Origin of the sequence: Butyrivibrio sp. ob235, from assembly GCF_900109475.1 — a bacterium.
In the GTDB taxonomy this organism is placed as follows: Bacteria; Bacillota; Clostridia; order Lachnospirales; family Lachnospiraceae; genus Butyrivibrio.
In genome coordinates, this window is sequence record NZ_FOBE01000005.1 from 72,435 (window position 1) to 98,657 (window position 26,223).

The 26,223-nt window shown below is 42.6% G+C and carries 26 protein-coding genes; 5 read left to right on the forward strand and 21 right to left on the reverse strand.

Translation table 11 applies throughout. From position 1 onward, the window contains the following. Positions 1 to 95: 95 nt before the first annotated feature. Genes BMW61_RS06115 through BMW61_RS06135 form a run of 5 tightly spaced genes read right to left on the reverse strand, consistent with a single transcriptional unit; the run spans position 96 to position 5,279 of the window. On the reverse strand, positions 96 to 1,613 hold the full coding sequence (locus BMW61_RS06115) for a bifunctional metallophosphatase/5'-nucleotidase (protein ID WP_091820360.1): 1,518 nt from the start codon (positions 1,611 to 1,613) through the stop codon (positions 96 to 98). A gap of 23 nt (positions 1,614 to 1,636) precedes the next feature. Then, positions 1,637 to 2,071 carry a hypothetical protein gene (locus tag BMW61_RS06120; RefSeq protein ID WP_091820361.1) on the reverse strand — a complete coding sequence of 145 codons (435 nt, stop codon included), beginning with the start codon at positions 2,069 to 2,071 and terminating at the stop codon, positions 1,637 to 1,639. A 37-nt stretch (positions 2,072 to 2,108) separates the two neighbouring features. After that, positions 2,109 to 3,326 (reverse strand): hypothetical protein, encoded by a 1,218-nt coding sequence (locus tag BMW61_RS06125; RefSeq protein ID WP_091820363.1) that lies wholly within the window; start codon positions 3,324 to 3,326, stop codon positions 2,109 to 2,111. After that, positions 3,319 to 4,668, reverse strand: a complete 1,350-nt coding sequence (locus BMW61_RS06130; RefSeq protein WP_091820364.1) for a hypothetical protein — start codon at positions 4,666 to 4,668, stop codon at positions 3,319 to 3,321. Before BMW61_RS06130 ends, BMW61_RS06125 begins: the two co-directional genes overlap by 8 nt. A 32-nt stretch (positions 4,669 to 4,700) precedes the next feature. Next, positions 4,701 to 5,279: a hypothetical protein gene (locus BMW61_RS06135; protein WP_091820366.1), complete on the reverse strand. Its 579-nt coding sequence runs from the start codon at positions 5,277 to 5,279 to the stop codon at positions 4,701 to 4,703. 198 nt (positions 5,280 to 5,477) lie between these two features. On the opposite strand from BMW61_RS06135, the gene BMW61_RS06140 reads away from it, so the two are divergent. The 5 genes from BMW61_RS06140 to BMW61_RS06160 are packed head-to-tail and all read left to right on the forward strand — an operon-like array spanning position 5,478 to position 10,608. Then, positions 5,478 to 7,073 (forward strand): ABC transporter substrate-binding protein, encoded by a 1,596-nt coding sequence (locus tag BMW61_RS06140; RefSeq protein WP_091820368.1) that lies wholly within the window; start codon positions 5,478 to 5,480, stop codon positions 7,071 to 7,073. A gap of 15 nt (positions 7,074 to 7,088) precedes the next feature. Next, positions 7,089 to 8,006 (forward strand): ABC transporter permease, encoded by a 918-nt coding sequence (locus tag BMW61_RS06145; RefSeq protein ID WP_242876650.1) that lies wholly within the window; start codon positions 7,089 to 7,091, stop codon positions 8,004 to 8,006. Beyond that, positions 8,003 to 8,830 (forward strand): ABC transporter permease, encoded by an 828-nt coding sequence (locus tag BMW61_RS06150; RefSeq protein WP_022761487.1) that lies wholly within the window; start codon positions 8,003 to 8,005, stop codon positions 8,828 to 8,830. The genes BMW61_RS06145 and BMW61_RS06150 overlap by 4 nt, the downstream gene beginning before the upstream one ends. Then, the gene (locus BMW61_RS06155) at positions 8,823 to 9,827 is read left to right on the forward strand and encodes an ABC transporter ATP-binding protein (protein ID WP_091820369.1); all 1,005 of its coding nucleotides are present in this window, start codon (positions 8,823 to 8,825) and stop codon (positions 9,825 to 9,827) included. The genes BMW61_RS06150 and BMW61_RS06155 overlap by 8 nt, the downstream gene beginning before the upstream one ends. Further along, a complete protein-coding gene (locus BMW61_RS06160; protein ID WP_049946067.1) occupies positions 9,820 to 10,608 on the forward strand; it encodes an ATP-binding cassette domain-containing protein in 789 nt (262 codons plus the stop codon). The genes BMW61_RS06155 and BMW61_RS06160 overlap by 8 nt, the downstream gene beginning before the upstream one ends. 18 nt (positions 10,609 to 10,626) lie before the next feature. On the opposite strand, the gene BMW61_RS06165 is transcribed toward BMW61_RS06160, so the two are convergent. The 16 genes from BMW61_RS06165 to BMW61_RS06240 form a co-directional block, all read right to left on the reverse strand. Beyond that, a complete protein-coding gene (locus BMW61_RS06165; RefSeq protein ID WP_091820370.1) occupies positions 10,627 to 11,250 on the reverse strand; it encodes a GDSL-type esterase/lipase family protein in 624 nt (207 codons plus the stop codon). 193 nt (positions 11,251 to 11,443) lie between these two features. Continuing rightward, entirely contained in the window at positions 11,444 to 11,830 is a 387-nt protein-coding gene (locus BMW61_RS06170) for a NifB/NifX family molybdenum-iron cluster-binding protein (protein WP_175475111.1), read from the reverse strand. A 106-nt stretch (positions 11,831 to 11,936) separates the two neighbouring features. After that, positions 11,937 to 12,689, reverse strand: coding sequence for an amino acid ABC transporter ATP-binding protein (locus BMW61_RS06175; RefSeq protein WP_022761482.1), 753 nt, complete (start codon positions 12,687 to 12,689; stop codon positions 11,937 to 11,939). 38 nt (positions 12,690 to 12,727) lie between these two features. After that, complete coding sequence (locus tag BMW61_RS06180; RefSeq protein WP_091820373.1) at positions 12,728 to 13,429, reverse strand: amino acid ABC transporter permease; 702 nt, start codon at positions 13,427 to 13,429, stop codon at positions 12,728 to 12,730. Between the two features lie 3 nt (positions 13,430 to 13,432). Beyond that, positions 13,433 to 14,128, reverse strand: a complete 696-nt coding sequence (locus tag BMW61_RS06185; protein WP_022761480.1) for an amino acid ABC transporter permease — start codon at positions 14,126 to 14,128, stop codon at positions 13,433 to 13,435. Positions 14,129 to 14,132: 4 nt separating this feature from the next. Then, entirely contained in the window at positions 14,133 to 15,485 is a 1,353-nt protein-coding gene (locus BMW61_RS06190) for a nitrogenase component 1 (RefSeq protein ID WP_091820374.1), read from the reverse strand. A 2-nt stretch (positions 15,486 to 15,487) separates the two neighbouring features. Then, on the reverse strand, positions 15,488 to 16,957 hold the full coding sequence (locus BMW61_RS06195; protein ID WP_091820376.1) for a nitrogenase component 1: 1,470 nt from the start codon (positions 16,955 to 16,957) through the stop codon (positions 15,488 to 15,490). A gap of 24 nt (positions 16,958 to 16,981) precedes the next feature. Further along, complete coding sequence (locus tag BMW61_RS06200) at positions 16,982 to 17,920, reverse strand: transporter substrate-binding domain-containing protein (protein WP_091820378.1); 939 nt, start codon at positions 17,918 to 17,920, stop codon at positions 16,982 to 16,984. A 53-nt stretch (positions 17,921 to 17,973) separates the two neighbouring features. Further along, positions 17,974 to 18,816, reverse strand: coding sequence for a nitrogenase iron protein (gene nifH / locus BMW61_RS06205; RefSeq protein ID WP_091820379.1), 843 nt, complete (start codon positions 18,814 to 18,816; stop codon positions 17,974 to 17,976). A gap of 45 nt (positions 18,817 to 18,861) precedes the next feature. Then, entirely contained in the window at positions 18,862 to 19,200 is a 339-nt protein-coding gene (locus BMW61_RS06210) for a NifB/NifX family molybdenum-iron cluster-binding protein (RefSeq protein ID WP_175475112.1), read from the reverse strand. A 10-nt stretch (positions 19,201 to 19,210) separates the two neighbouring features. Continuing rightward, entirely contained in the window at positions 19,211 to 20,119 is a 909-nt protein-coding gene (locus BMW61_RS06215) for a radical SAM protein (protein WP_091820383.1), read from the reverse strand. Positions 20,120 to 20,152: 33 nt separating this feature from the next. Then, positions 20,153 to 20,752 (reverse strand): hypothetical protein, encoded by a 600-nt coding sequence (locus tag BMW61_RS06220; RefSeq protein ID WP_091820385.1) that lies wholly within the window; start codon positions 20,750 to 20,752, stop codon positions 20,153 to 20,155. 216 nt (positions 20,753 to 20,968) lie between these two features. Next, on the reverse strand, positions 20,969 to 22,486 hold the full coding sequence (locus BMW61_RS06225; protein ID WP_091820386.1) for a nitrogenase component 1: 1,518 nt from the start codon (positions 22,484 to 22,486) through the stop codon (positions 20,969 to 20,971). A 12-nt stretch (positions 22,487 to 22,498) separates the two neighbouring features. Beyond that, the gene (locus BMW61_RS06230) at positions 22,499 to 23,833 is read right to left on the reverse strand and encodes a nitrogenase component 1 (protein WP_091820387.1); all 1,335 of its coding nucleotides are present in this window, start codon (positions 23,831 to 23,833) and stop codon (positions 22,499 to 22,501) included. A gap of 21 nt (positions 23,834 to 23,854) precedes the next feature. Beyond that, the gene (gene cysK / locus BMW61_RS06235) at positions 23,855 to 24,784 is read right to left on the reverse strand and encodes a cysteine synthase A (protein ID WP_091820389.1); all 930 of its coding nucleotides are present in this window, start codon (positions 24,782 to 24,784) and stop codon (positions 23,855 to 23,857) included. Then, a complete protein-coding gene (locus BMW61_RS06240; RefSeq protein WP_091820390.1) occupies positions 24,781 to 26,223 on the reverse strand; it encodes a nitrogenase component 1 in 1,443 nt (480 codons plus the stop codon). Before BMW61_RS06240 ends, cysK begins: the two co-directional genes overlap by 4 nt.

Below are 26,223 nucleotides of genomic sequence, written 5' to 3' on the forward strand. Positions count from 1 at the left end.
ATACTACAGCACAAATCGTAAGGAAAAGTGACCAAAATGTGGTAATTCTGTGAACTTGAACACATTTTATAATCTTGTATGATTTTATAGAAAGATCAAATTTTCCCCGTTGTAGTACCATCCTCAAGATGAATAATAAGTCTACCCTTACCAATTGCATCCTGATGCTGGCCTTTTTGCAGAACTTCCTCAATTACGCCGGCACAGGAAGTGCAGATCTGTCTGGATTGCTTGTTATTGTCAAGATCGGCAACTTCAAGATCAAAGGAGTCCTTCACATTCGTGTAGTGGAACTGCTGTAGTCCCACAGAATAAACCTGATTATCATCTATTGGTTCACCCTTAAAATTGAACTTCAGGAATGAATGTGTCTTCTGGTCATACTCTATTTCAAGTCCCTCAGAAAGCTGGTAAAACTCCGTGTGCTCTCCTGCAAGAGCCTCATCTCTAAGCACGCGCAAAAGACCATGCTTTAGCTGTGCACCAGTCCAATAGGTTACAAATACACCATCATCATAAGGGAAATTCTCATCCAGGTCTTTTTTTGTAACAACAGGACCAAGCTTCTCCGTGCGGATGGAACCTGAACCTAGGAGCATAATATCAAGTCCCAGAGCCTCACAAAGAGCATCCGAATAAAGATCGCCAAGCTCAGTCTCCTCTATACGTGAAGGATGTGTGAGCTGCCTTACAAACTTGGTGATGATTCTTCCATACTTAGCATCCGTACTCGTCTTGTAATTATTTATTATTTCCTCGATGCCGGGATCCTTGGGACATGTGCTTTCATTAATCGGAACCGGTTTCCAGGTATAGCTGTCGATGCAGTTATTATCCGTATCGATCATGATGTCAAAACGTCCGATCTGATCCGTACCGGTACCTGCCTGAACAATCGGAATACCATTTACAACGGCAGGCTCTTCTATGAAGGTATGAGAATGACCACCTATTATCACATCAACTCCCCATGCCGGATCAAGCATTGCTGCAAGCTTTTGGTCCTCCTCAAAGCCGATGTGTGTAAGAAGAACTGTAAAGTCTATATCAAGCGCATTATAGGTATCACAGATTCTTCCGATTTCATCAGCGGCATCCTGCAAAGTCACAAGAGTTCCTATTAGTTTGTCCGTCTTGCACTGCATGAGTGCAACCTCTGTTATGATTCCTATGAAAAGAATCTTCATCCCATCTATCTCTATAATTTTATAGGGTTCGAAGAGCCTGGCATTATTCGTCTTAATATGGAAATTGGCATTGATAATCGGAAACTCAGCACATTTTTCAAGGAAAAGAAGGTGTGATACGCCGTAGTCCACCTCATGGTTGCCCACTGTCACTATGTCCGGAGAGAGCATGTTCATAATTTGAATTGTCGAAATTCCGTGAAACTCAGAATCAATAATAGAGCCTCTAAACATATCTCCTGCAATTGCATAGAGAACATTTTCTTCCTCATGTCTGACCTTACTGACATAACCTGAAAGAAGTGACACGCCTCCAACCAGCTTATCGTCAGCCTTCTCGGCAAGGAAGTCGCCGTGCATATCATTCGAGTGAAGAAGTGTTAGTTTTTTCAAGTTCTTTTTTGGCTTTTTTTCGTTATGCTTCATATTATCCCCCTACATTAAAACGCTCACTTGATGTGATATCCCATATTGAAAAGGCTGTCGAATTCATCCATGACATAATAGCCGCCCTGAAGACTGACAATCTGCCCACTGTCATACACCCTGGTTCCATCCGTAAGCTCATATTCCAGTGAGTAATTAAAACCATCGATTTCAACATCGCCAGTTTTATTGTCTTTAGAAGAATAAAGCTGATACTTGTCTATCATGTTAAAAAACTTTTGCCTCTGTGACTCGCTTAACTTCGTGTATGTGTTATTATTTGTCGAATACCAGTACTCACCGTCACGAAGTTGCACCTCTACACGAAGCCTGGTAATATCCATACTGGAACCGAATTCAAAAACAAGCCTTTCCAATGATCCGCCATCGGTTCCATTAATTTGTGAATCAAAAGTATTCCCCTTGTTCGATACGTCTTTGGGAGATGGACATCCCATAAGACAAACACTCAGAAAAGAAATCAATATAATATAATTACTTTTGAAAAATTTTCTCCGAATGTTCATAGTACATTCCATCCCATGCATATTCATATTTTGACATCTCAACGATCTGTCCGCTCTCATCTGTTACAACCTGCACAAGCGCAGGATCAAAATATCCGCCGTGCGCCATATTCTCCATTCCGCTGTATTCATAATTCACAGCAGAATATGCATACTCATCATCAGGAAGGTAATACCCCAGCGCGTCTTCTGAGCTGCTTCCAAGGGCAGCCTTGGTCTCCTGAACTTCAACGCGCTGTAAAGTACAACTGTTACCAAACTCCAGCCATTTGATCGCATAAAAAGAAGTATCTTTAAGGCGTACCTGTTCTTCATTCCCTACGGTAGATGGTGTAGTACCTTCAGTATCATACTCACCGTCATATGTATCCGAATCAGGCCTCTTGAAAAACCATATGCCGCTCATACTCCTCTCATATTGAAGTCCGTCTGTTGCAAATCCTGTTCTTTCATCTCCCAATTCCCTCAGCATCAGATAATCCATCCCGAGATTATTGGCGATCAGAATCTGGAATGATTGTCCCGGTCTTACTTCATCCCATGTGTATTCTCCGGATGAAAATTTTGCAGACAAGGTTAGCCTGTCGTAGGTACCTGTTTTTACAGTATCATCAAAGACATCCGTAAGCTCGACGTTGAAGGTCTTCTTATCACCGTTTGCCCGGACAAAACGCACCGTCTTATATTGCGGAAGCGGAAAATACAGAATATCCCTGCGGATTCCCGGTTCCTGTATCAGTTCCCCATCATCCATGATTTCCCATGCGCCATACAGATATTCAAGCATTGCCTTATCCCCGGGCCCATATGCGGTTCTTCTGAATTCAATGCGCTTATAGCCGCCATCACCATCAAGTTCCGGCTGGGTATATGCTTCAATCCTATCTTCACCCGGATAATAATTTATCTCGTAGAGATAAAACAGTTCACTCGTGACAGAAAGCGAAACATAGTTTTCTTTTGCCTCCGGCTCAAATGAAGCAGAACTATCAATATCTGCCTCCTTAAATGTCATGCCGTCGTTTTTTATAGTAAGAACCGCATTACTATCATCCTGCGAATACCAGGTTCCTTCGAATTTATTATCCTGACTACTATCCATTATCTGTCCGCCACTACCCCTACATGCCGCGAAAGAAACCAAAGCCAATACTGCCATTGCAATGATAACAAACTTCTTATTCATATCCGCAGACCTCCACATGGCGATATATCGTTTCCGGAATATAGCCTTCCTCATCGTATTCCATGTCATCAGTCTTAGTAATAATCTCTGTGATCAGTTTACCGTCACAGACAGATAATAATTTTTCCTGAACCTTTTTAAAATCATCCACGATAAAATCGATCCATTCGATGTCCACTCCGCATTCTTTCAAAGTATCCGCAAATCCGGGATCTTCCATATCGGAGCCGGCGTATTCGTCAGAACCAAGCTCTTCAAAGCCATCGCCATCATACGTAAGAGCCTTGAAAACCAGATTCACCCCATCCGCTCTCGTATAATATGATTCCATGGTAGTAATGGCTATGACAGGCTTTTCGTTATATTCATACATAAACACGAACGTATTACCATCATCGGACTCCAGGATGTTTTCCCCATATTCATAAAAGGCCGTATCTTCAACCTCTCCGTTTTCATCGTTATACTCGTATGTGGAAACCCACAGGTTCTCGTAAATATCATCACCCGAGAGCTGGCAAATAATCATCTCATCTTGTCCATCACCGTCTATATCTGCAAAACAGTGATTTACTAAACCAAACAGCTGAGGTGGATATTCCGTATAATAAATACCCTCGTCATCACGCACTGTAATGAAGCTCTCCTTCATACTGCTTATCTGCGTGAACTGACTCTGCGCAAACTCTTCGAATGCGTCATGCGCTGCGGCGTTAAAATCTTTAATCTCTTTTTCTTTCTTTTTTTCAGGGCTGCCTTTTTCAGCAAGTACTTCGCATAGTGTTTCAAACTCTTTTCGGGCGCCTTGGGATTTGAAGGCATACTCCTGATACTTATCCTCATCTTCGGACCAGTACAGATAGGTCCACGGACCACTGCCACCGTCCTCAGGATTATCGTCTCTGGCTTTAACCAGTCCGCCCTTAATTGTCTCGACAAAATCCGACCATTCATCGTCAGAAAGTTCAAATTCCGCCTCTGCTATCGTATCCTCTTCAGTAGTTGGACCATAATCATCCTTTCGCTCCCTCTCCTCAAAGAAAAACATGTGCTTCCCGTCCTCAACATAGAAGAGATACCTCAGATAATATGCATCGTAATTGATGTTCTCTATCGTATAATAGAACTTGTTAATCTCATCTTCTGAAATATCCTCACCGACAATCATGCTATCTTTTTTAAGCACTTTGTCAGAACCAGCAACGCTGCTTTTTTCAGCCTTGTCCTCAGAACCCGTTACACTTCTTTTTTCAACTGTCCCGGATATATTTGGAGTCCTACTGCATCCTGTCAATACGCATAACATCAATAAACATGACAAACAAAGATAACGCTTCTTCATGACTATCCACCCCCATATTGTGTTAAACTAAGTCACCATTCAGTAGCCCATTCTTCATCAGACACACTGTGAAAAGAGCCTTTCCATGAGGAAGGTCCGGGATCATCTATGCTTTCCATTTTCTCCTGAACCTCAAGAATAAGCTTTTGTTCGCCGTCATACTCAGAGAGTCTTCCTGTACAGGTAAGCCCAAGAACTTCATTGTATCCGACAATCAGGCACTCATCGCCTATCTTTGATGTTGAAAGAATAAACGGAAAACCGCTGTACTCCTCATTATCTATAAAGCTAAGCTCCTGCTCGTCAGTAATTCCAACCCACATATTGCGACTGTGAGCGGGCTCATAGCCATCTTCAATGATAAAATCATCCATGCGCCAGTTTCCGATATAAGGCTCATACCCCTTTTTATCAAAGGTAATAGAGCTTTCAAAATCACCGCCGGAAATCACCTCTACACCTGAATTCTCCTTCATCGGGACTTTCATTAAATACATGTTTTCAAATTTAAAAGCCTGGGTAGTATCAGATTTTCTTGCGAATGAGCATCCGTTCATTGATAACACAGTTGTTACAACTATAAGGGACAAAACAATACCGGGATTTTTCATGTTCTCTCCTTATCAATTCCAACCATACCATTACTATTTTGTCATATATCTTTTCAAAATGAAATTGTAATAAAAACACCAATTTTACTCCCCAAATTTATAGTGAATTAATAATATGATTATTTTCTATTTATAAGTGCCTCACACGAAGATGATAAAATATTATCAGTATATCAATAACCCTTAGGAGGCTTTTTAATGAAGAAAAAGTATATGTGGATATTTTTATTTATAGCGATTCTTGTTCTATCCGGCTGCGGAAAATCAGGAAGTGATGGTAAGACTCTGCACCTTGCACTAAATGCTGAAATCGTAACAATGGACGCTCATAAGACAACCAATGACTACATTGTGCCCATGAACGTCTTTGACACACTTTTTGCCATGAAAAAGAATGATGACGGTTCCACTGAAATAGTGAACAGTCTTGTAGACAAGTATGATATTTCGGAAGATGGTCTGACCTACCATTTCACATTAAAAGATGACATTGTCTTTTCAGATGGTACTCCGATGACATCTCATGATGTAAAGTTTACCTTTGAACGTATACTCACACTTCCTGACAGCGCCCAGACAGACTGCGCAATAATAATTGATGGCGCCCAGGATTTACTTGATGGCAAGGAACATTCTCTTAGGGGCATCACTATAGAAGATGAGAAAAATTTCTCTATCAAACTGATCTCTCCTTTTGCTGGTTTCACCGCACTTTTATCAACACCATCCACAGTTATATATTCCGAAAAGCTTGTCGCCGAAGCAGGCGAGGACTTTGGTGTGGTTCCCGAAAAGACTATAGGATCAGGTCCCTACATTATAAAAGAATGGAATCGAGGCAGCGGCTTGGTCTTTGAATACAATCCGAAATACTGGGGACCTGAGCCCTCAGCCAAGCGTGTTGAAATGAAGATAATGGAACCTCAGGTCATGAACCTGGCTTTCCAGAAGGGGGATCTTGATGTACTTGATTGCATGTACCTTGACTCCGCTATTGTAAAATCAACATATAAGACAGATACATACAAGGATAAAATCGTCTCAACTGACAGAATCGGACAAAATTTCCTTATGTTAAACGAGAATATCGAACCCTTAGGAAATGTTCAGGTAAGAAAAGCCATCTGCCAGGCCATTGACCGTGAATCTATTCTTAATACCATATACGACGGAGATGGAAAGCTTGAGGATGGTATTTTTACAACAGGCTGTATTGGTCACAGTGACAATAATCAGGGCTGGCTTAAGTATGATCCCGAGACTGCTAAAAAGCTTCTTGCGGATACAGGCTATGCCGACGGTTTTGATATGGATTTATATCTGGACTCCACAGCGAACGACTCGGTAAAGAATACTATCCAGGCTATAGCTGAGAACCTGAACAGCATAGGTATTCGTGCCAATATAAATACCATGGACCATGCAAGCTACCTTGATCTTAGAAACAGCGGCGAAATGTCAGCATACTTTGCACTTTGGCTTCTTGATTTCAATGATCCTGACAATATCATCTATACCTTCTTCGGAAGTAAGGACAATACAAAGCTTCGCTCCAATAATTACAGTGATGAATCCGTAATTGAGAGAGTTGCTGCTGCAAAAACCATCGTTGACGAGAACGAAAGATTAAAGGAATACGAAGCCCTTGAGAAAAAACTCTCTCAGGATGATGCCGCCTTTGTGCCGCTGTTTTCTCTTAAACATCTTTTTGTAGTAAGTGACCGTATTGAGAGTTTCAGTCCCCACTGGGCAGGATGGAACGATATCTATTTTGATAAAGTTACTATGAAATAATAAGGAGACTATGTTTTGAAGGAACTTCCCAGAAGAATACTTGGTGTGGTTATCGTCCTTATTGGTGTAATCGCACTGATATTCATTATGCTAAGAATCATACCCGGCGATCCCGTGTCCGTTTTATTAAATGAACATGTCAGCCAGGCCAATATTGACAGGCTAACACAGAACATGGGGCTTGATAAAAGTCTCCCTGAACAGTTCCTAACCTATCTTTTAGGAGTCTTCAGAGGTGATTTAGGGCGAAGCTATACTATGCAGCAGCCTGTGCTATCGCTTATCCTGCAGGCTTTTCCCTATACTGTCAGATTGACGCTTTTGGCCATCGCCTTTGCATGGACAATAGGAATTGTCTCAGGCGTTATCTCCGCTATGTATAACGAGAAGTTCCTTGATTACCTGTTCCGCGGAACCGCTCTCCTCGGTATATCTGTTCCTGTATTCATGGTGGCTCTTTTTTTACAATATATGTTCTATTTCCGTTTATCGCTTCTTCCTCTTGTATATGACGGAAGCTTCGTCTCCCTGATCCTGCCTGCTATTGCACTTGGCTGGAACAGTGCGGGAAGCGTTGCCAGACTGACGCGTTCCAGTCTTATGGAGCAGCTGGGTGCGACCTACATCGACACCGCAAGAGCCAAAGGACTTGTATACAAAAAAGCTGTTGTATTCCATGCTCTGAAAAATGCAATTCTTCCGGTAATAACAATGATGGCGCTACAGCTCGCTGAGATGTTATCAGGTGCTGTTATCACCGAGAGTGTGTTTAGCATATCCGGTCTTGGAAAACTTGCTCTTACCGCTCTGCAGACAAGAGATATGCCCCTATTACAGGGCACAGTTCTGTTCACAGCTTTTCTTATCGCAGTTGGAGGTATTCTGGCTGATATCATAGGTACGATACTTAATCCGAAATTGAGGTTAGGATGAAAAAATCACTTATTCACAACAAAACTGTGCTGGTATCAGGCGCAATAATACTGATTGTGGTGATTCTGTCCACGCTGGCACCTCTCCTTTCTCACTACAATGAGACAGCTCAGGATCTGGCGGGAAGACTCATGCCACCGGGGAATGGCCATCTCTTTGGGACCGATGAGCTGGGCCGCGATGTTTTTACAAGGATATTCTATGGGACACGAATTTCTCTTTTCATAGCACTCATCCCCACCTCTCTGGCTGTTCTTATTGGAACCATAGCCGGAGTATGCGCAGCTTCGTTTAAAGGAGCCACTGATTTTATCATCATGCGTTCGGCAGATATTATGCTCTCAATTCCGGGTATGCTTCTTTCAATGGTTGTCCTGTATACTTTTGGCGGTTCCCTCTCCTCTGTCGTAATCGCGCTGGTCCTCATCGAATGGGGCGGCATAACAAGAGTTGTAAGAACAGCTGCACTGGAAATCTATGAAAACGAATATATAGAAGCATCTGTAGGAATCGGAGCAGGACGACTTCGCATAATATTCGGTCACATAATCCCGAATCTAATCCCAACACTTATTGTTCTTTTTACTCTGAATATCCCCTCCTCGATTCTTGCAGAAAGTACACTGAGCTTTTTGGGAATCGGAATTCAGCCGCCTTTAGTATCTCTGGGACTCATGACAGGTTATTCACGACAGTATCTTTTCCTGATGCCCTGGCTTTCACTTGCTCCTTCGGGCATGGTCATGCTGCTTGTGCTTTCATTTAATTTTCTCGGGGATGCGCTAAGGGATATTCTTGATCCGAGGAGGAACAGTTATGGATGATATTTTATTAAAAATGCGAAACCTTACTGTTTCCGTAAGAAAAGATAAAAAAGAAATTCCTATTGTAAAAGGAATAGATATAGATATTCCAAGAGGTCAGATAGTAGGGCTTGTCGGTGAATCCGGCTGCGGAAAAAGCATGACAGCAAAGTCAATTATGGGTATTCTCCCGCATAGCGCTCATGTAACAGGAAGTATTCTCTGGAAGGATTCCAATGGCACTGAGACCGAGCTTACAAAGTTAAATGAAAAAGAGCTGCGGAAGATGTGCGGTCCAAAGATGGGAATGGTTTTCCAGGAACCCATGACATCACTTAATCCCCTGATGCGAATCGGCGATCAGGTTGCGGAAGCTCTGCTAATCCATAAGCTGGTAAAAAGCCGTGCCGATGCCAGGGGCAAAGTTGTCAAAATACTTGAAGAGGTTGGAATTCCTGATCCTGAAAGCAGATATTCCGCTTACCCTCACCAGCTTTCAGGCGGCCTACGGCAAAGAGTCATGATAGCCATGGCTATGATTTGCGAGCCAAATCTTCTTATAGCAGATGAACCGACTACTGCCCTTGATGTCACAATACAGGCTCAGATTCTGAAGCTCATAAAAGAAATGTGCACCGCACGTAATATGAGTGCTCTTGTTATCACACACAATATGGGTGTGGTGTCCTCGTTATGCGATAAAGTGTACGTAATGTATATGGGAAGAATCCTCGAAAGAGCACAGGTAACTCAGCTTTTTAAAAATCCGATGCATCCATACACAAGAGGACTGCTCTCTTCTATTCCAAGAATAAATTCCAATCCCGATTATCTTACAACGATTCCCGGAAACATCCCTGAATTTGGTAAGGAAACCGTCGGATGTGATTTTTGCCTAAGGTGCAGCGATGACGAGCGCAAATGCTTTTTTGAACGTCCAAGTGAAACAAAGATTTCGGAAGGACATTTTGTCAGCTGTCATACTGCAATTAAGGGGGAGTTAATAAGTAATGAATGAACAGGTTATTTTATCTGCCAAAAGCCTTACCAAAAGCTTTCCTATAGACGGAAAAAAGAGGCGCATAGTTGTTAATGATCTTAATCTTGACATGTTTAAGGGAGAAACCCTTTCACTGGTCGGGGAATCCGGCTGCGGAAAAAGCACGCTTGCAAGGCTATTCATGCGCCTTATAAGACCAGATTCAGGCGAGATTATTTTTGATGGGGTAAATGTAAGTGATCTTTCAGAAAATGCATTCAGGCCTTACCGCAAGAGAATTCAGATGGTTTTTCAGGATCCGGCTTCTTCTCTGGATCCCCGTATGAAGGTAAGAGACATCATAGCAGAGCCTCTAAGAATCTGGAATGTATGTAAAGATAATAAGGAAATTGATGAACGCGTTCTGGAACTCCTTGACATGGTGGAGCTAAAAGAAAGTGCCGCAAACAAATACCCTCACGAATTCTCCGGAGGTCAGAAACAGCGTATTGGTATTGCACGTGCTATAGCTATTAGCCCCGATCTCCTTATATGCGATGAATCAGTGTCCGCCCTCGACGTTTCCGTGCAGGCTCAGATTCTGAATCTATTAAAAAGACTCAAAAGAGAGCTGGGGCTTTCCTGTCTTTTTATCAGTCATGATCTGTCTGTTGTCAACTTCATATCCGACAGGGTATGTGTGATGAAGGATGGAAAAATCTGTGAAATCGCAGATGCGCAGAGCATTTATAAGAGCCCTGCGCATGAGTACACCAGATTCCTGCTTGCAGCCATACCTACAATAGAATATGCAGAATAACCAGCCATAGTAATTTTGTTAAGCTATCTGCATTTCTTCGAGTTTTTCAATAATAGCTGCGGATAATTTTTCATGCCCCTTCTCATCCATGTGCTCGTCATCTACAGAGCTGGGCGTTGCAAAATCGGAAGCTGCAAGGAATTGATTGCCGCGCCTTTTTGCAATTTTCTCATACTCCTGTCTAAGATTTTTGCTGACAGCAACGGAGGCCTTATCAAATTCAGGATCCTTCCCGGGAAGGTAAACCTCCTCACCGAGCTTTATCGGAGAGACCACCAGTATTTTCTCAGGTGCTATATATTTTTCAAGCTCATCAAGGCAAAGTTCAAGTCCCTTTCCTATAATATGTGAATTTGCATGAAAAATTGTTTTGCAATCATTTGTGCCCAGCATGATGATTGCAGCATCCAGCGGATAATTACTCTCTATACTGAGAGGAAGTATCTCCGCACCTTTTCTGAAAGGGCGAAGCTGATCGTCAAAAACGGTTGTCCTTCCGCAAAGGCCATCCTCTATAATTCTTCCGTCATCAAGTTTGTCCTGAACAATACTTGTCCATCTTTTCCCCCAGGGATATCTCTCCTTTGTTCCCGGTATAAGTCCCCATGTATTTGAATCCCCAAAAGCAAGAATGTTTGCCATAATTCACACCTCATAATTTTAAAAAATGCCGAGTACTGACTAATTACATTTCATAAATTTATTATGATTGTCCCGGGTCTTGATGTAAAATATCCAAAACTTTTAGTTGGATATAAAAATATCCTATACCACAATCTACCCTGCAAAAGAAAAACTGCAGCGATCGTGTCGTTACAATCTGCTACAGTTTTCATCACTTATAATATTCAGCTATACGTTTTATTATCGGTTCTAATTCACCCTCTATATCGAAAATAGAAATTCCCCGAACAGTAAATTGTTTACTCATCTTAGGACCGATATGGGTGCATATGATGCATCGGCAATCCTCCAATAGCTTCACCTTTTCTTCAGAACCTTTGCCGCATCTGTTCCCCTGATTCCCGCAAAATTCGCTATATACTGTGGGATTCCTAAGTTCATTTAGTGTATCATCCTCCTTAGGTTTCCACTCTCTGATTTCACTAAACTTTATTCTTGCATTATCATCAACGTCATATATGTAGAACTGATCTGCCATCCCGAATTCCAGATCGGAATAAATGCCGTCGGACGATGCAACTGCAATTTTGTATGCCATGATTAGTCCCCTCATCCGCCCCTTCGGGGCACCTTCTCCCAGAGGGAGAAGGCAGAATTATATTATCAGCCACCTTCATCTATTATTCATAATCTTTATCATATTTTTATATCACATAGTCGGACTCAGGGAGGATTCGTTTCAGGAACTGCTTGGTTCTCTCCTCCTTGGGCTTGTAGAAGATATCCTTGGGTGAACCCTGTTCAACAACTACTCCGTCGGACATGAAAATGACTTTGTTTGCCACGTCCTCTGCAAAGCTCATCTCATGTGTCACTACTATCATGGTAGTTCCTTCCTTTGCGAGCTTTTTAATTATAGAGAGCACCTCTCCCACGAGCTCGGGATCAAGGGCTGAAGTCGGCTCATCAAACAGAATAACCTTGGGATTAACTGCAACGGCCCTAGCTATACCTACACGCTGCTGCATTCCTCCTGAGAGCTGTGCCGGATAAAGATCAAGCTTATCCTCAAGTCCGACCTTCTTAAGTGCACTTATGGCAATGTCCACAGCCTCCTTCTTCGGAACCTTTCTGGCAACTATAAGACCTTCCGTTACATTCTGCAAAACCGTCTTATTATTAAAAAGACAATAGTTCTGGAAAACGAAAGCTGTATTTTTTCTCACGTAGGATATATCTTTTCTGGATGAGTGATGCATATCCATAGTCTTGTTATCAAGCGTAAGCTTTCCCTTGTCCGCCTTCTCCAGGAAATTTATACTTCGCAGCAAGGTGGTTTTTCCCGAACCGCTGGGACCAAGAATTACTATGACATCCCCTTTATTTACTTCAATATCGACGCCCTTCAGAATTTGATTTTTCCCAAAGGCTTTGTGTACATTCTCAAGTTTAAGCATTTATTCCACCTCTTAAAAGTTTATTATTGATCCGGGTTCTACAGCGGATGGTATAGCCTGATTCTCTTCTCGATAACCTTAAAGATCACCTCGATTCCCAGATTGATAGCAACATATAAAACAGCAATGATCAGATAAGCCTCAACATAGCAGGTAAACTTCGCTCCTTCCGTTTTCGCAATTCCCATAATTTCAAAAACCGAAACCGCGAATGCCAGAGAACTAAGTTTTACAAGTCCGGTGATATTGGTGCACAGAACAGGAAGAGAATTAACAATTGCCTGTGGAAGAATGATTCTTCTGTAGCCCTGAAGCACGCTAAGGCCTATAGCCTTTGCTGCTTCGAGCTGTCCCTTATCAATTGCCCCAAGCGCTCCGCGAAACATCTCACTCATAACGGGAATCATTCCGAAGGAAAAAATGAAATATGCATAGGTCATCCCCTTGATTGAGTAGACATCAAAACCAATTCCTTTTTCCTTAAAATACGGTGCCAGCACCGTCGGCAGAGCTGTATAGATCAGGTAAATCTGCACCATAACCGGCGTGCCTCTTGCAAAGGAAACATATACTCCCAGAATTTTCGATATGATTCCGTTGCTGTTAGTTCTGATGACAGCAAACAAAAATCCAAAGAGGAGTGATATCAGAAGTACGACTCCGACTATTTTAAATGTAACAGGAACGCCCTTTAGCACCAGAAAAAAAGTATTGTAAATAAATTCGGTATTAAGTGACATGTATTATGTTCTCCCCAGTTCTCGTTTTACTCTTTGCTCCGCAAATTTAAGAAGCTTTTCGGATGCAATTGCAACCACCCAGTACATGGCAGCCAATGCTATGTATATCTCCAGAATGTGATTACTGTAGGTATTCTGATTCAGCGTGTTTGCTTTTCCGAAAATATCTACCAGACCGATCGTAAAGCCAAGGCTACCTTCCTTAATGAGATAGATCACCAGATTTCCAAGGCTCGGAAGCGCATACAGAAGTGCCTGCGGAAAGATTATCCTGCAAAAGGTCTGAATATCTGTAAGTCCTATGCTTACTCCGGCCTCATACTGTCCCTTATCAACCGATTTGTATGCACTTCTCATGATTTCCGTAAGGGATGCGGTAGCAAGCAGTGTCACTGTTATGATAACGAAAAGAATCGGATCTTTTCTTCCCATGTTATTGCCCGTCACCGCCTCAGCCACCATTGGTATCCCGTAATATACCAGGAATAAAAGTACAACCGGTGGTATCGAGCGGAAAACCGCCGTATATACATTGGCTATGCCCCTTAATATGCGGCTCTTTCCCAGCTTGAAAAAAGCAAACAGAAATCCGAAGAATATTCCGAAAAGCAGCGAAAGCCCTGCATAAGTAAAGGTCACTTTAAGATAAGGCAAAAGCTTTACAAAATATTCAAAAAATGTGCTTAATTTAAATCGCATAGATTTACTCCACGTGTGTTCTTGATGATAAGTTTCCTCTGTTAAAGGCAAGGCTGTAAATCTTTTCGATAAGCCTTAATCCTCCATCGTAGCCGACATAGCTTGATGATGTGATTATCTCTGTTGCAATCGGGAGACTAAGGTTAACAAAATAATTATTTGTTTTCTTGGCAATATTGTTCTCCCAGTAGCTTCCGAAAATAATAGCTTTTTTGCTGCTTCCTATCTTCTCTTCAATGTCTCTGGTGATAAGTCCTCCATCGGCCTCGAACTTAATGATTTCACTTACATTCTCAGTACTCTCATCAAATGCTGCCTTAATCTTCTCTTCGCGCTCCTGGGACGGGTCGTCAATGATATAGATTCCCTGCGGCAAAAATCCCAGTTCGTTAGTCAGATAAGATGTAACTCCTGATGAATATAAGCTGTCTCCTACTACGTAAAGCTGATAGGGAAGGATATTTCTCTGCTCTGCAACGAAGTCCGTAAAGGAAATAAAGTAGTCGTAGAATCTCTTCTCTTCTTTATTAACAACCTGCTCCACAGCGTCTTCCGAAAGACCTGCGAACTTTCCAACTGCTCTTAGGAACTTACTTGTTTCCTGAGCTCCCACAGGAAGTGTCTGATAATGTAAAAATGGCGTGCCATACTTTTTCTCAAGATGCTTTACAATCGAAAGACCTACCCAGGGACCAACAAGCAGGTTAAACTGCGCGTTCGGAATAGTCTTCCATTCGTCTACCCCACCCGATGCAGGTCCGAATAACACGTTCACCTTAAGTCCAAGCTTCTCCAGGATGTTCTTTAAATATTCAAGGTCGCCTCTCCAGTAAGCATCTTGAAAAGGTACCGAAGCAAAGACATTAACAAGTCCCTTTTCTACAGAAGGCTCAACTTTTCCAACGAACTGATCAACGATTGCCTTAACCACCACCTCGTGTCCGAAGTAATTATTCCCTCTAAAGCCGGCGGTATCTACCCCCACAACCGGATCGCCGTTTCTTAAAAATCTTCCGGCAACACCTGCACTGTCATCACCAATGATTCCCGCGGTACATCCTGAAAGAATTACGAAAAGGTCTGCCTTTACTACCTTAAGTGCACCTTCAACAAGTTCTTCAAGATTTTTTTCGCCGCCGAATACAACTTCCTTTTCGCCTGCATTTGTACAGGATACATGGGTTCTTCCGGCATAGCCTTCACCCTGCTGTCCTGCCTGAACTCCCGCAAAACCTGATGCTTTGGATGCGCAACCCGGTCCTGCATGTATTATCGGTGCTGCTCCGGGAATTGACAGTACTGTCTGCTGCGCTGCAAGAGCGCAGGAGAATCTTGGCTTTTCTATGATTGAACTCATGACTACTTTCCTCCTTTTTCAAAATAGAAGGGATCATCAACTTCATTCATCCACCAGTCTGTGTAAGGAAATTCCGAATGTGCGGCAACGTTTTCATTGAACTTTCTGGTCAGATTAGCTTCCCATAATCTGTTACCCAGACGTATAACTCCGTCATATCCGATTGAATAGTTTGCATCTCCTTCAAATATTGTAGGTATTCCCAATTTATAACCGAGTACTGTAAGTCCCTGATGTCTAACGATAAGATAATCGGGTTTAACCTTCTTTAAGATTTTCACCACCTCGTAGGGCTGCTTGTTACATACGTTAAAGTTCTGGATGTCTCCGGCTGATTCAACGAGTTTCTCTAAGATGTTTATTTCTCCGGAATCTGCCTTCTGATCGTGGTGAAGTGCTGTAACACCTGCGATCTTAAGTCCTAAATCCTTTACAAGATTTGAGAGATTGTAGGTGTAGGCATCGCCTGCAAGAATGTAAACCGTTTTTCCTTCAAATTTCTTCTTAAGTTCTTCCAGCTCCTCTGCAATTCTTGCATGCTCTGTTGCAATCACATCCTCAACAACATCTGTCTTATCTGTGAGTCTCGCAATTTCGTGAAGCCATTCATCTGTCCAGTTAATGCCGTAGGGAGCAGGTGCTTTTACCTCAGGCACCCCGAATTTTTCCTCAAGACCATGAGCGATATAGGTTGCAAGAGTCTCACAGATCTGCGCTGAGCAGGTAGCTTCTGAGAGACTAGCCAGTTCCTCATAGGTTGCAAGAGGCACAACATAGTTGGTCTTAAGTCCCAGCTTTGCAAGGAGAGGTGTAAAAGTATCTGTTCCTTCAAAGTTAAAGATATTTACAACATCCTTCTTGCGCTCTTTGGGCTCTCTCACAATTTTCTTCAAAATACCATGGAAGGTTGCGTCAAACCCTGTGGACCAGACCTTTGACTTAAAGCCCTCGCAGGCGATGGGAACTATCGGAACACCAAGCTCATCTTCCATCTCTTCAGCAACTGACTCCACATCATCACCGATGATTCCTGATGCACAGGAGGTCGTTATGAAAATTACTGACGGATTCTGTCTCTTGTAGGCTTCTCTTAGTGCCTTCCTCAGTTTTTCCATTCCGCCGTATACGGTATCCTTTTCCTGAATATTGGTGCAGATAGCGGTATTTGAAAACTCGCCCCTTTTCCTTGCTGCAGTAACGGCGCGTCCTGCATTATCTCTGACACTGTCGCCTGCCGCAAAGCAGCCAATTGGTGCATGTGCCACAACTGCTCCGCCCTTTACGAAGGAAGCCATTGACTGTGCACATCCCTCCTGACAGTCACTACACTGACCATAGCGTCTGCCGGAGCATTTTAATTCTGCATTTTTTGATTTTTCATTTAAATCTGAAGCAGTTCCGTTATAGCTGAGTATCGCATTCAGTCTGCGCTCACGTATAACCGGTGCTCCGGTTGATAAATTGATAGCCATAAGTTATTAACCTCTAACCCCTTTTTATTTGTCTGTTAAGTCCTTGATATCCTCTTCAAATGGATCATATCCATAGAACTGTTTGCTGATTTCCTGTGCCTTGCCTTCCTCTTTGAGCTCCTTAAGTGCTGCGTCATAAGCATCAAGGAACTTCTGGTCAACCTTGTCCTTGTTGAAAAGGTTGTAAACACCAACTATCTGAATCGGGATCCAAACAAGATCATCGACTGCATCGTGATAAGCTCCATCCTCAGCAACATAGTTAGTAAGCCAGTTTGAATAAAGTGCAAGACCTACATCATATCTGCCATTGATGATCCAGTTATTTACTTCGCTGTTGGTATTCTCTGATGTGTACTCAAACTCGATCTGATTGTCAGGATGCTCCTCGTTGTAAACCTCTACAGGATATGTAAGTCCGTTACCTGCCTGCATTGAATAGAAGGTAAGTCCTTCGCTCTTCTGTCTGTTGGCAACATCCTCAAAGCTTGTAAGATCGCCCAGTTCCTTCTTTACAAGGAGACCTATGTAGCTTGCACCAATGTTTTCACTTGGAATCGCATACTTTTCAATTCTCTCTTTTGTTAAGAAGCAGTTAGCTTCGCCGCCCTGGTAGGTTCCAGCCTCGATTCCCACAAATACATCATCGAAGGATGTGGGTACATACTCAAACTCATAATCCTCGAGCTTGTCATCGATTGCTCTCATAAGCTCAACTGTAGCGCCTGTGAGGTTATCATCTTCATCAAGATAATCGTTAACACCTGATACTGAAATATTGCAGCCGATTACAATGTGGTTTGAAGAACCGCCTTCAGATGAGCCTGCCTCTTCTGTATTTGCATCCTCTGCCTTTGCACTGTCGCTGGCCTTAGCTGTATCACTTCCACTGCTGCCACATGCCACTAACTGCAGTGACAAAACCGCTGTCAATAAAATCGCAAGTACTTTTCTCTTTTTCATAATCTTCCTCCTGAATGTTTAATATGTATGTGAAAAATTGTTGTAACCAAAAATTAAATCTGATAATCATCTGCCATAAGTCCAAACTCTGAAAGGATCTCCTCAAGCTTCTCCTGTGTCATGGGAGTAGGAATAACAAGGTCCTTATTGTTCATGACTGCCTCAGCAAGGTTTCTGTATTCCTGTGCCTGATTTGATTCGGGTTTATATTCAATTACAGTCTTCTTATTGATCTCTGCGTGCTGAACCACGTTGTCACGAGGTACGAAGTAGATAAGCTTTGTTCCAAGCTCCTTAGAAAATGCTCGAAGAAGGTCCAGCTCTCTGTCTACATTTCTGCTGTTACAGATGATACCGCCAAGTCTTACACCGCCTGTTTTAGCGTATCTTGCGATACCCTTGGAGATGTTGTTGGCAGCATAAAGAGCCATCATCTCACCACTTGCTACAATGTAGATTTCCTGCGCTTTTCCTTCACGGATAGGCATTGCGAAACCACCACAAACTACATCGCCGAGTACATCATAAAATACATAATCCAGATCCTCTGTGTAAGCGCCAAGCTGCTCAAGAAGACCTATTGATGTGATAATTCCGCGTCCTGCACATCCAACACCGGGCTCGGGGCCGCCTGACTCAACACATCTTGTGCCGCCAAAGCCTTCTTTTAAGATGCTGTTAAGATCTACATCATCACCCTCTTCTCTAAGAGTGTCGAGAACTGTTCTCTGTGCAAGTCCGCCAAGTAAAAGTCTTGTGGAATCTGCCTTAGGGTCACAGCCAACTACCATGACCTTCTGTCCCTTTTCAACCAGTCCTGCTGTAAGGTTCTGTGTTGTTGTGGACTTTCCGATTCCACCCTTTCCATAAATTGCAATCTGTCTTAACTCTGCCATTTTTTCAAACTCTCCTCCATTCTTGTTAATTGTATTTTTAAGCTTTTAGCTATGAGCTTTGTCATAAATCATCAGTTTTTCTATTGCCTGATCGATCTCAATTTCTACCTCAAGTGCCTTTATTCCTTTGTTTAAAAGAATTCTTGCAGCACCCGGTCCTATCCTTGATGAAAGTGCATATTTACATGAGCTTAATTTGTCTGCCACCTTTTCAATGTTTTCGTGGCCGCACCCGCCATCGCAGGCAAGCCCTGTATCTATTTCATCCACATATTCCCAGGATTCATTGTCTGTAACCTCAGCCACCTGGAATGTTGTGCATCTTCCGAAATGAAGATCGATATTTTCTCCGCTGTAGGTTGCAAGCGCAATTCTGTATTTCATACCCATCTCCTTATCCATGTGAAAATGTATTCCTGGCATTCAGCTTCTTAAGATCGTAAAGCTGATCGGCTATCTCTACCTTTCCGGGAATTCCTGCCGCATCCGCTCTGCACCTCTGGCAGTGCTTAAACACTCTTATATACTTTTCTGCCTTGGTTCTGGCTTCATGGAGCATCATGCAATCAGGCTCCTTTAAATGTGCAAGCTTATGTGTGGGAATGAGCGGAATTATATTCATATAATCCGCACCCAGCTCTGATACGGTTTTCGCAACCTCTTCAATGTGATCATCATTTATTCCGGGGCAAAGAACTGTGTTCACCTTAACCATTGCTCCCAGCTCTTTTATCTTTTTGATTCCGCGAAGCTGAGCATCTATGAGAATTCTTGCTCCCTCTACTCCGGTATAGGTAATTCCGTCCTTTACGATCCAGAGGCATATGTGCTTTAAAACCTCAGGGTCAACTGCGTTAACTGTTACCGTTACCGTTTTTACTCCTGCTTCTATAAGTTCCTCTGCCCTCTTTTCAAGTAGTAGTCCGTTTGTGCTAAGGCAGTTGATAAGTTCCGGATGTTTTTCCTTAATGAGCTTAAAGGTCTCTATCGCATAATCAGATGCAAGTGTATCGCCAGGTCCCGCAATGCCTGCCACCGTAATCTCCGGGCAAAGCTCCAAAGCTTTATCAAGTATTTCCGTTGCCTCAACCGGCGTAAGAATCTCTGATGTAACTCCCGGCCTTCTCTCCTCTTTATTTCTTGTCCTGTTGCAGAAAGCGCACTGGATATTGCAGGAAGGGCTTACCGGAAGATGAATTCTCCCTTTATTAAGATTTGGTCCCTTGCCGAAGCAGGGATGCTGGTTTGAGATGTGCTCGAGCGGATCGTTAAGTTCGAGTAATGCATTTGTGCTATTGTTCATTTGTGTTACTCCTGTCTGCTAAAACTCCGGTTGCTAGATATAACTTAAGATGTATCCTTCCTCATCAAAGACCAGTGAATTGTTGTCAGCATGCATGCCGTCTGCGAAAAAATTGAAGGGTCTTATCTTTTTCCCTTTATATTCAATCTCCGTCTTAAATGCGGGTTCGATGCTTCTGATCTTTCCTGATCTGTAAAAGGAAACTCCTATGTTTGTTTTGATGTCTCCGTACTTTGTTCTTATTATCAGTGTGTCGCTGTTGTAGATGGTTATGCTTTTCAGCTTTCCATCAGGGTAAAAGTACAGGCACTGTGGTCTTGATCTGTAGATTGTTTTTCCCACCTTCAGGTCCAAATACTCAGTAATCTCGGCTTCGTTTTTCTCTGACCAGAAGGCTCCGATTTTTCCGTACCTTGGAAAAATCCTCTTTATGCTTCCGTCTTCGTAAAAGGTTATGAACTCTGCAGGTATCCTTCCGTAATCAGTTTCAATATCTGTCTGCTCATTCAGATACACCGCTCTGATCTTTCCTGATTTATAGAAGTTGACCTTTTCTCTTTCTCTTCTTCTAAAATCCATTTCCGGATCGTTTGTGTTTTCATATCCTTTAAAAAACTCTGCCGTGATCGTCATTTTTCTCCTGGCCTCTTTGGAAACCCTTGTACTGTGCGTCTTTTTAAGTTAGGTGAATTCTATCACAGCATGAAACTGAGGAAAAACAAGTATTACTTATGGCTGGTTATAAAGAATTCTTTTATGCTGCCAAGGTTTTATTCTTTATTGCTTTAATACGTTAAATAAAAAAAGCTGTATCCCTTGAATTGTTCAGGGATTACAGCTTTTCTCATATCATACCTTTACATAACTGTAAGGGTCTTTTTCATACCAGGATTTTTTATATGGTAGCTTCACATATTTAGAAATTCTTTTTTCATAGTTATTATTTTCAAGTTGCAGTGCTATTCTTCTTGCGAATGTAAACTCTCCAAGATACCCGAAAAATGATCTCTTTGGACTGTACAAACATACCGAAGGTACACCTGCCCTTGACAGCCAGCCCGGTTTTCCGGGATGTTCTACAACTATATCCGGTTTGTATTTTTTTACCTGATTGATAAGCTCAAATAGCTGATTACTTACCGCTACAGGTACCATCGGAACTTCCTCATTAAGGCTTATAAAAACAGGCTCCGCGATATTTTCATAATGATGAGGTCTTATTGACAAAACCTTCATTCCAAGGCTGCTAAGAAGTCTTGCCTCCTCCGCCACACGAACAACACCGCCGCCGATCATAACCTTCTTATCCTTCAGCTTTGGAAGTATGCTCTCAAGCTCCCTGTCCAGTCTTTGTTCCTCGTAATCACAGAGCTTTTCTGCTTCCTCTTCCCTTCCGAAAAATGATGCAATTTTCTTTAGCCATTCTCTGGTAGCCTTCCTCCCAAGTGGCATTCCCTGGATAACATAGGGTATCCCATATTTTTCTTCCAGATATTTCAGAATATAGTCATCATGTACATTGCACATGCTCACATTAAGTGCTGCTTCCGATACCATTCTGAATTTATCCCGGTTGGAATACTCTGCATAAATGCGAACATTTATATTTAAAGCATTAAGAAGTCTTGTTATTTCCACCTCGTCCGCTGCTCCTATGGAAGTGGCATTAAAAAGATTTACCGTATTCTTCTTCCTATATTCATAGTTTATTTTTGCTGACTCATCGAAGGGGTCATTTAAAATATCCGGGTTGTAATCCACATATGGCTCCGGCTCAAATCTGATATGGCGAATCAGTGAATGATAAAAAGCATCATAGGCAGACGCGACATTTTTTGCCTTAAATCCCGGACAGTATATGGCGGTCAGATCTGCGGAAATGTTGTTCTTTTCTTCTTCAATTATTGCACCTATATCATCACCTATGATTGCCGGTGCGCAGGCTGCAACCACGAAAATAATATCCGGTCTGAATTCCTTATCCGTGTAACGTATGGTTTCTCTTAAGCTTCTCTCACCGCCGCCTATGATATCGTTTTTCTGCATGTTTGTGGTAAGCCACACAAAGGGGGCAGGTGAAAGTCCGCGACTGTTTTTTCCTGAAGTTGTACTGTTTAAAAGCTGAGTAAGCTGTGCTCCACAGCCAAGTGGCGCATGCATGATAATCGCTGCATTTTCAACAGTTGATGCCATCATAAGAGACAGCGCCATCTGGCATGAATTCGCCTGCCAGAAACCTCTCTGGCTTTTAAAAATACATCCGCTTTTAGCACAGTCAAATAACTCTGTTCCGCAGCCTGTAAAGCTGTCGCTCATTGGAACACGCTGATTTCTGACCGGCTGCTCTTCCTGCTGGTAGTAACTCATTTATCAATCCTCCTACAATCTTCCGGGTACAAGGCTCTCATAAATATCTGCAAACAGATTCAGCCCACCGTTATATCCTGCATACCCCTTGTTTACGATAACCCTGTTAAATACGGGATAGCTGATAAAAAGGCTTCCGTCTGCAACCTTTTGCCCAAAATTTTTATCAAGCGTACTGCCCAGAAGATAAACCGGTGTACGAGTATCCTGAAAATAGCTGCCGTTCGACTGCAATGTGGATCTGACAAACTGCTTCTCAATATCATTGGTATTTGTTTCAAATAACAATTTTCCCTTTAGTCCTTGTGCCGAGTACTGTTTTTTTAGTAAGTCAGTTTCCTTTTTGCTGAGAATATCAGTAATAACCACATTCTCCAAAATCCATCCCAGCTCCCTTTCGATAAATTCCGCAAAGGGTATAGCCTGATTGCCATTCGCAGCGATATCCACATAGTATTTCAGCTCTCCGTCTCCATGGTAGTCTGTTGTTCTCTGTAAAAATGTGTAATATCTGCTATTTTCCTCACGAATAACGGTATTTATCAGCTTCTGATCTATATTTAGTGCCTTCCCGATGTTCTTCAAAAACCGGTCAGTAGCCTCTGAACCAATTGGAAGATTCTCTATAATAAATGGTGTTCCATGCTTCTCCTGGAATTTTTTCGCAACTGAGATTCCTCTGATTTCGGAAAAAACTATGTTCAAAGCTGCCTTGGAAGCAGATTTTACATTGGCATAGGTCTGATCTGCAGTAAAAAATGTGTTGACCTTTAGTCCGATTTTTTCAAGCAGCCTCTTTATTTCCTCAAGGTCACCTCTGTAGAAGGGATCAAACTGAGGAACAATCCCCAGAATATTGACCAGCTTTTTATCCTTCCTGCTGCTTACCGGTATTACGCGATTGAGCACCTCATTCATCACGATATCATAGCCTTTATAGGCGTCAGCCTCAAAACTGGGAGTATTGACATAAGTCACAGGAAGCTTTTTCTCCTGAAATTCTTTCACAACTCCCTGAATATCATCTGCAATAATTTCAGTCATGCAGCCTGTCGTAACCACAAACAGCTCTGCATCAATGATATCCAAAGCATTTTCTATTTCTTCCTTTAGGCGTTTGTCCCCTCCAAAAATTACCTGGCTCTCACCTACGTTGCTCACCGGTACGCTTCCGCCTGTGCAATAGCCTGAACCTGAATTGCCTGAGCCAAAAGCTGTGGCTCCACTTAAGTTGCCTGCACATCCGGAGGGGGTATGGGAAATCGCTACCACTCCCGGCAGATCCCCGATAGTTGCCAGTGCACCTCCAAGAGCACAGGTTGATCTTGGTCTTTCTATATATGACATTGTCGCAATCACCTTTCCTTATCAATACCTGTATAACTCGGTTGATAAATATCGTTCTCCGGTATCAGGCAGCAGCGCTACTATGTTCTTATTTGCGCTCTCAAGTCTTCTGGCAACATTCAGGGCTGCAAAAGCAGCTGCTCCAGAGGATATTCCTACCAAAAGTCCCTCTGTTCTTCCAAGTTCCCTTGAAGTATCAATTGCTTCCTGATTTCGTACCTTAAATATCTCATCGACGATTTTGTCGTCAAAAACCGGTGGTACAAAGCCTGCGCCTATGCCCTGAATTTTGTGAGGTCCGGGATTTCCTCCTGAAAGTACCGGCGAATCAAAGGGTTCAACAGCTATAATTTTTATATCAGGATTCAGTTCCTTCAGAGTCTGTCCGACTCCGCTGATTGTTCCTCCTGTTCCTGCTCCGGCAATAAAATAATCTACCTCCCCCGCAAGATCTCTCCATATTTCCTTTGCCGTCGTTTCCCTGTGAGTAGCAGGATTAGCCGGATTATTGAACTGCTGAAGTATCAGACTGTCGGGAATAATACTGTTTAACGCTTCAGCTTTTGCAATGGCTCCCTTCATTCCCTGCGCCCCGGGTGTAAGCACTATCTGTGCACCATGAGCACTTATCAGCATGCGTCTCTCCACAGACATGGTTTCAGGCATTACGATTATGGATTTATAGCCTTTACAGGCAGCGACCAGCGATATGCCTATTCCTGTGTTACCACTGGTGGGTTCGATAATAACTGATCCCTTTTTTAGTAATCCCTTCTTCTCTGCGTCCTCTATCATTCCGAGAGCTATGCGATCCTTAACGCTTCCACCCGGATTAAAGTATTCAAGTTTCAGGAACACCTTTCCCTTAGCTTCCTTTCCCGTAAGAAACTTATCCGGAGAAAGCATTGGAGTATTTCCTATTAGTTCTGTAAGACTGTTTACGATGCTCATTTTTTCTCCTCTATAAAGCCTTCTTTCAAAGCGGAATTAAAACCGGGCTTAAGCTGCATGCTTGTGTGTTTTGACAACTTGCTTGCAAAATTATTATTTCCAATCTCATCAACCATTCGCTCTGCCAGAGATAAAACAGCCTCATATCCAAACAATGTCATGGCTGTTACTGTGGGGTATCCCAAACGCATTGCAAACTGCTGGGCACCATGCACTCTTATAACCACGATATCGGGGTCAAACTCCTTTATTACGCGTATTGTCTCAAAGTGCTGAGCATCAGCAATTGTCACTGCCGTATCCTTTGAGTCATCAATTACCTTGTCCAGATAATCTGTCTGCCCATTATCTATCTTGGGATCAAAGTGGTAAGCATAAGCATGAAGTACCTCCATACCAAGCTCCTTAAGTACTCTTATGGTCTCAAAAGCAAATCCTGATCCCATTCCCACGATTGCCTTTTTACCCTTAAGAATTTTTTTGTACTTTTCCAGTTTGGGCAGATACTTTTCCTTCTGCTCTTTTATATAGGCCTCCGCTATATCCTCTTTGCCAACAGTCCTTGCTATGGCTCTGTACCAGTTATCAAACCCCTGAATTCCTGCACCATATTCATCCTTTATAAGCGGAACTCCGTACACCTCTTCCAATGCAGTTCCCATGTAAGAGGCCAGATTATAACATATGCTTGTTGTGCAGACAGATTCTGAAAGATGAGCAAAATCCTCAACCGTTGCAAAGGCGTTTACATATAGCGGCTCCAACCCCAGTTTATCCAGCAAAAATCTTATGTATGGGGCTCCGGGATGCAAAAAGTCGATGAAATTAACGGTATTTCTCTTTTCCTTGGGCGGCTTAACAAGTGCATTGAAAAGAGCATGCTGCTCTGAATCGAATCCTGTAGCCCAAAGTTTTGATTTTGCTCCTGCACATCCAACGAAAACAATAGGTACCGGTATCTCATCCTTAAGTACTTCCACAGCACTTTCAAAATCCTCTCCAATGGTGCTTGACATGCAAGTTGAAGTGATAAAAATAATGTCCGGCTTATGTCTCTTATAAGCTTTACGAACAGTGTCATATAATTTGTTAATTGCGCCGAATACTGTATCTGATTCCTTAAGATTTGTGGAAATAACCCTCAAATCATCAAAGGGCTCATTATTGGGTCTAGTCGCTGATCTGTAATTAAGCGACCATCTGATTATTCCTGCAGAACACCCCACAGGACCGTGATCTACAACCACACAGTTTTTTACAACTGCCAGCTCATGTGTGGCAGTATAGTGCGAACAGGAAGCTGCCGTACTAAAACACCTTTTCCTTCCGCTGCATCCCTGGCATCCCCCTCTCAAAAGATTTGGTACCGTTCCCTCATAGACAACTGTCGAGCCCAATCTCGTCTCTCTGTTTGCCGCTTCCAATATATTTAAATTCAT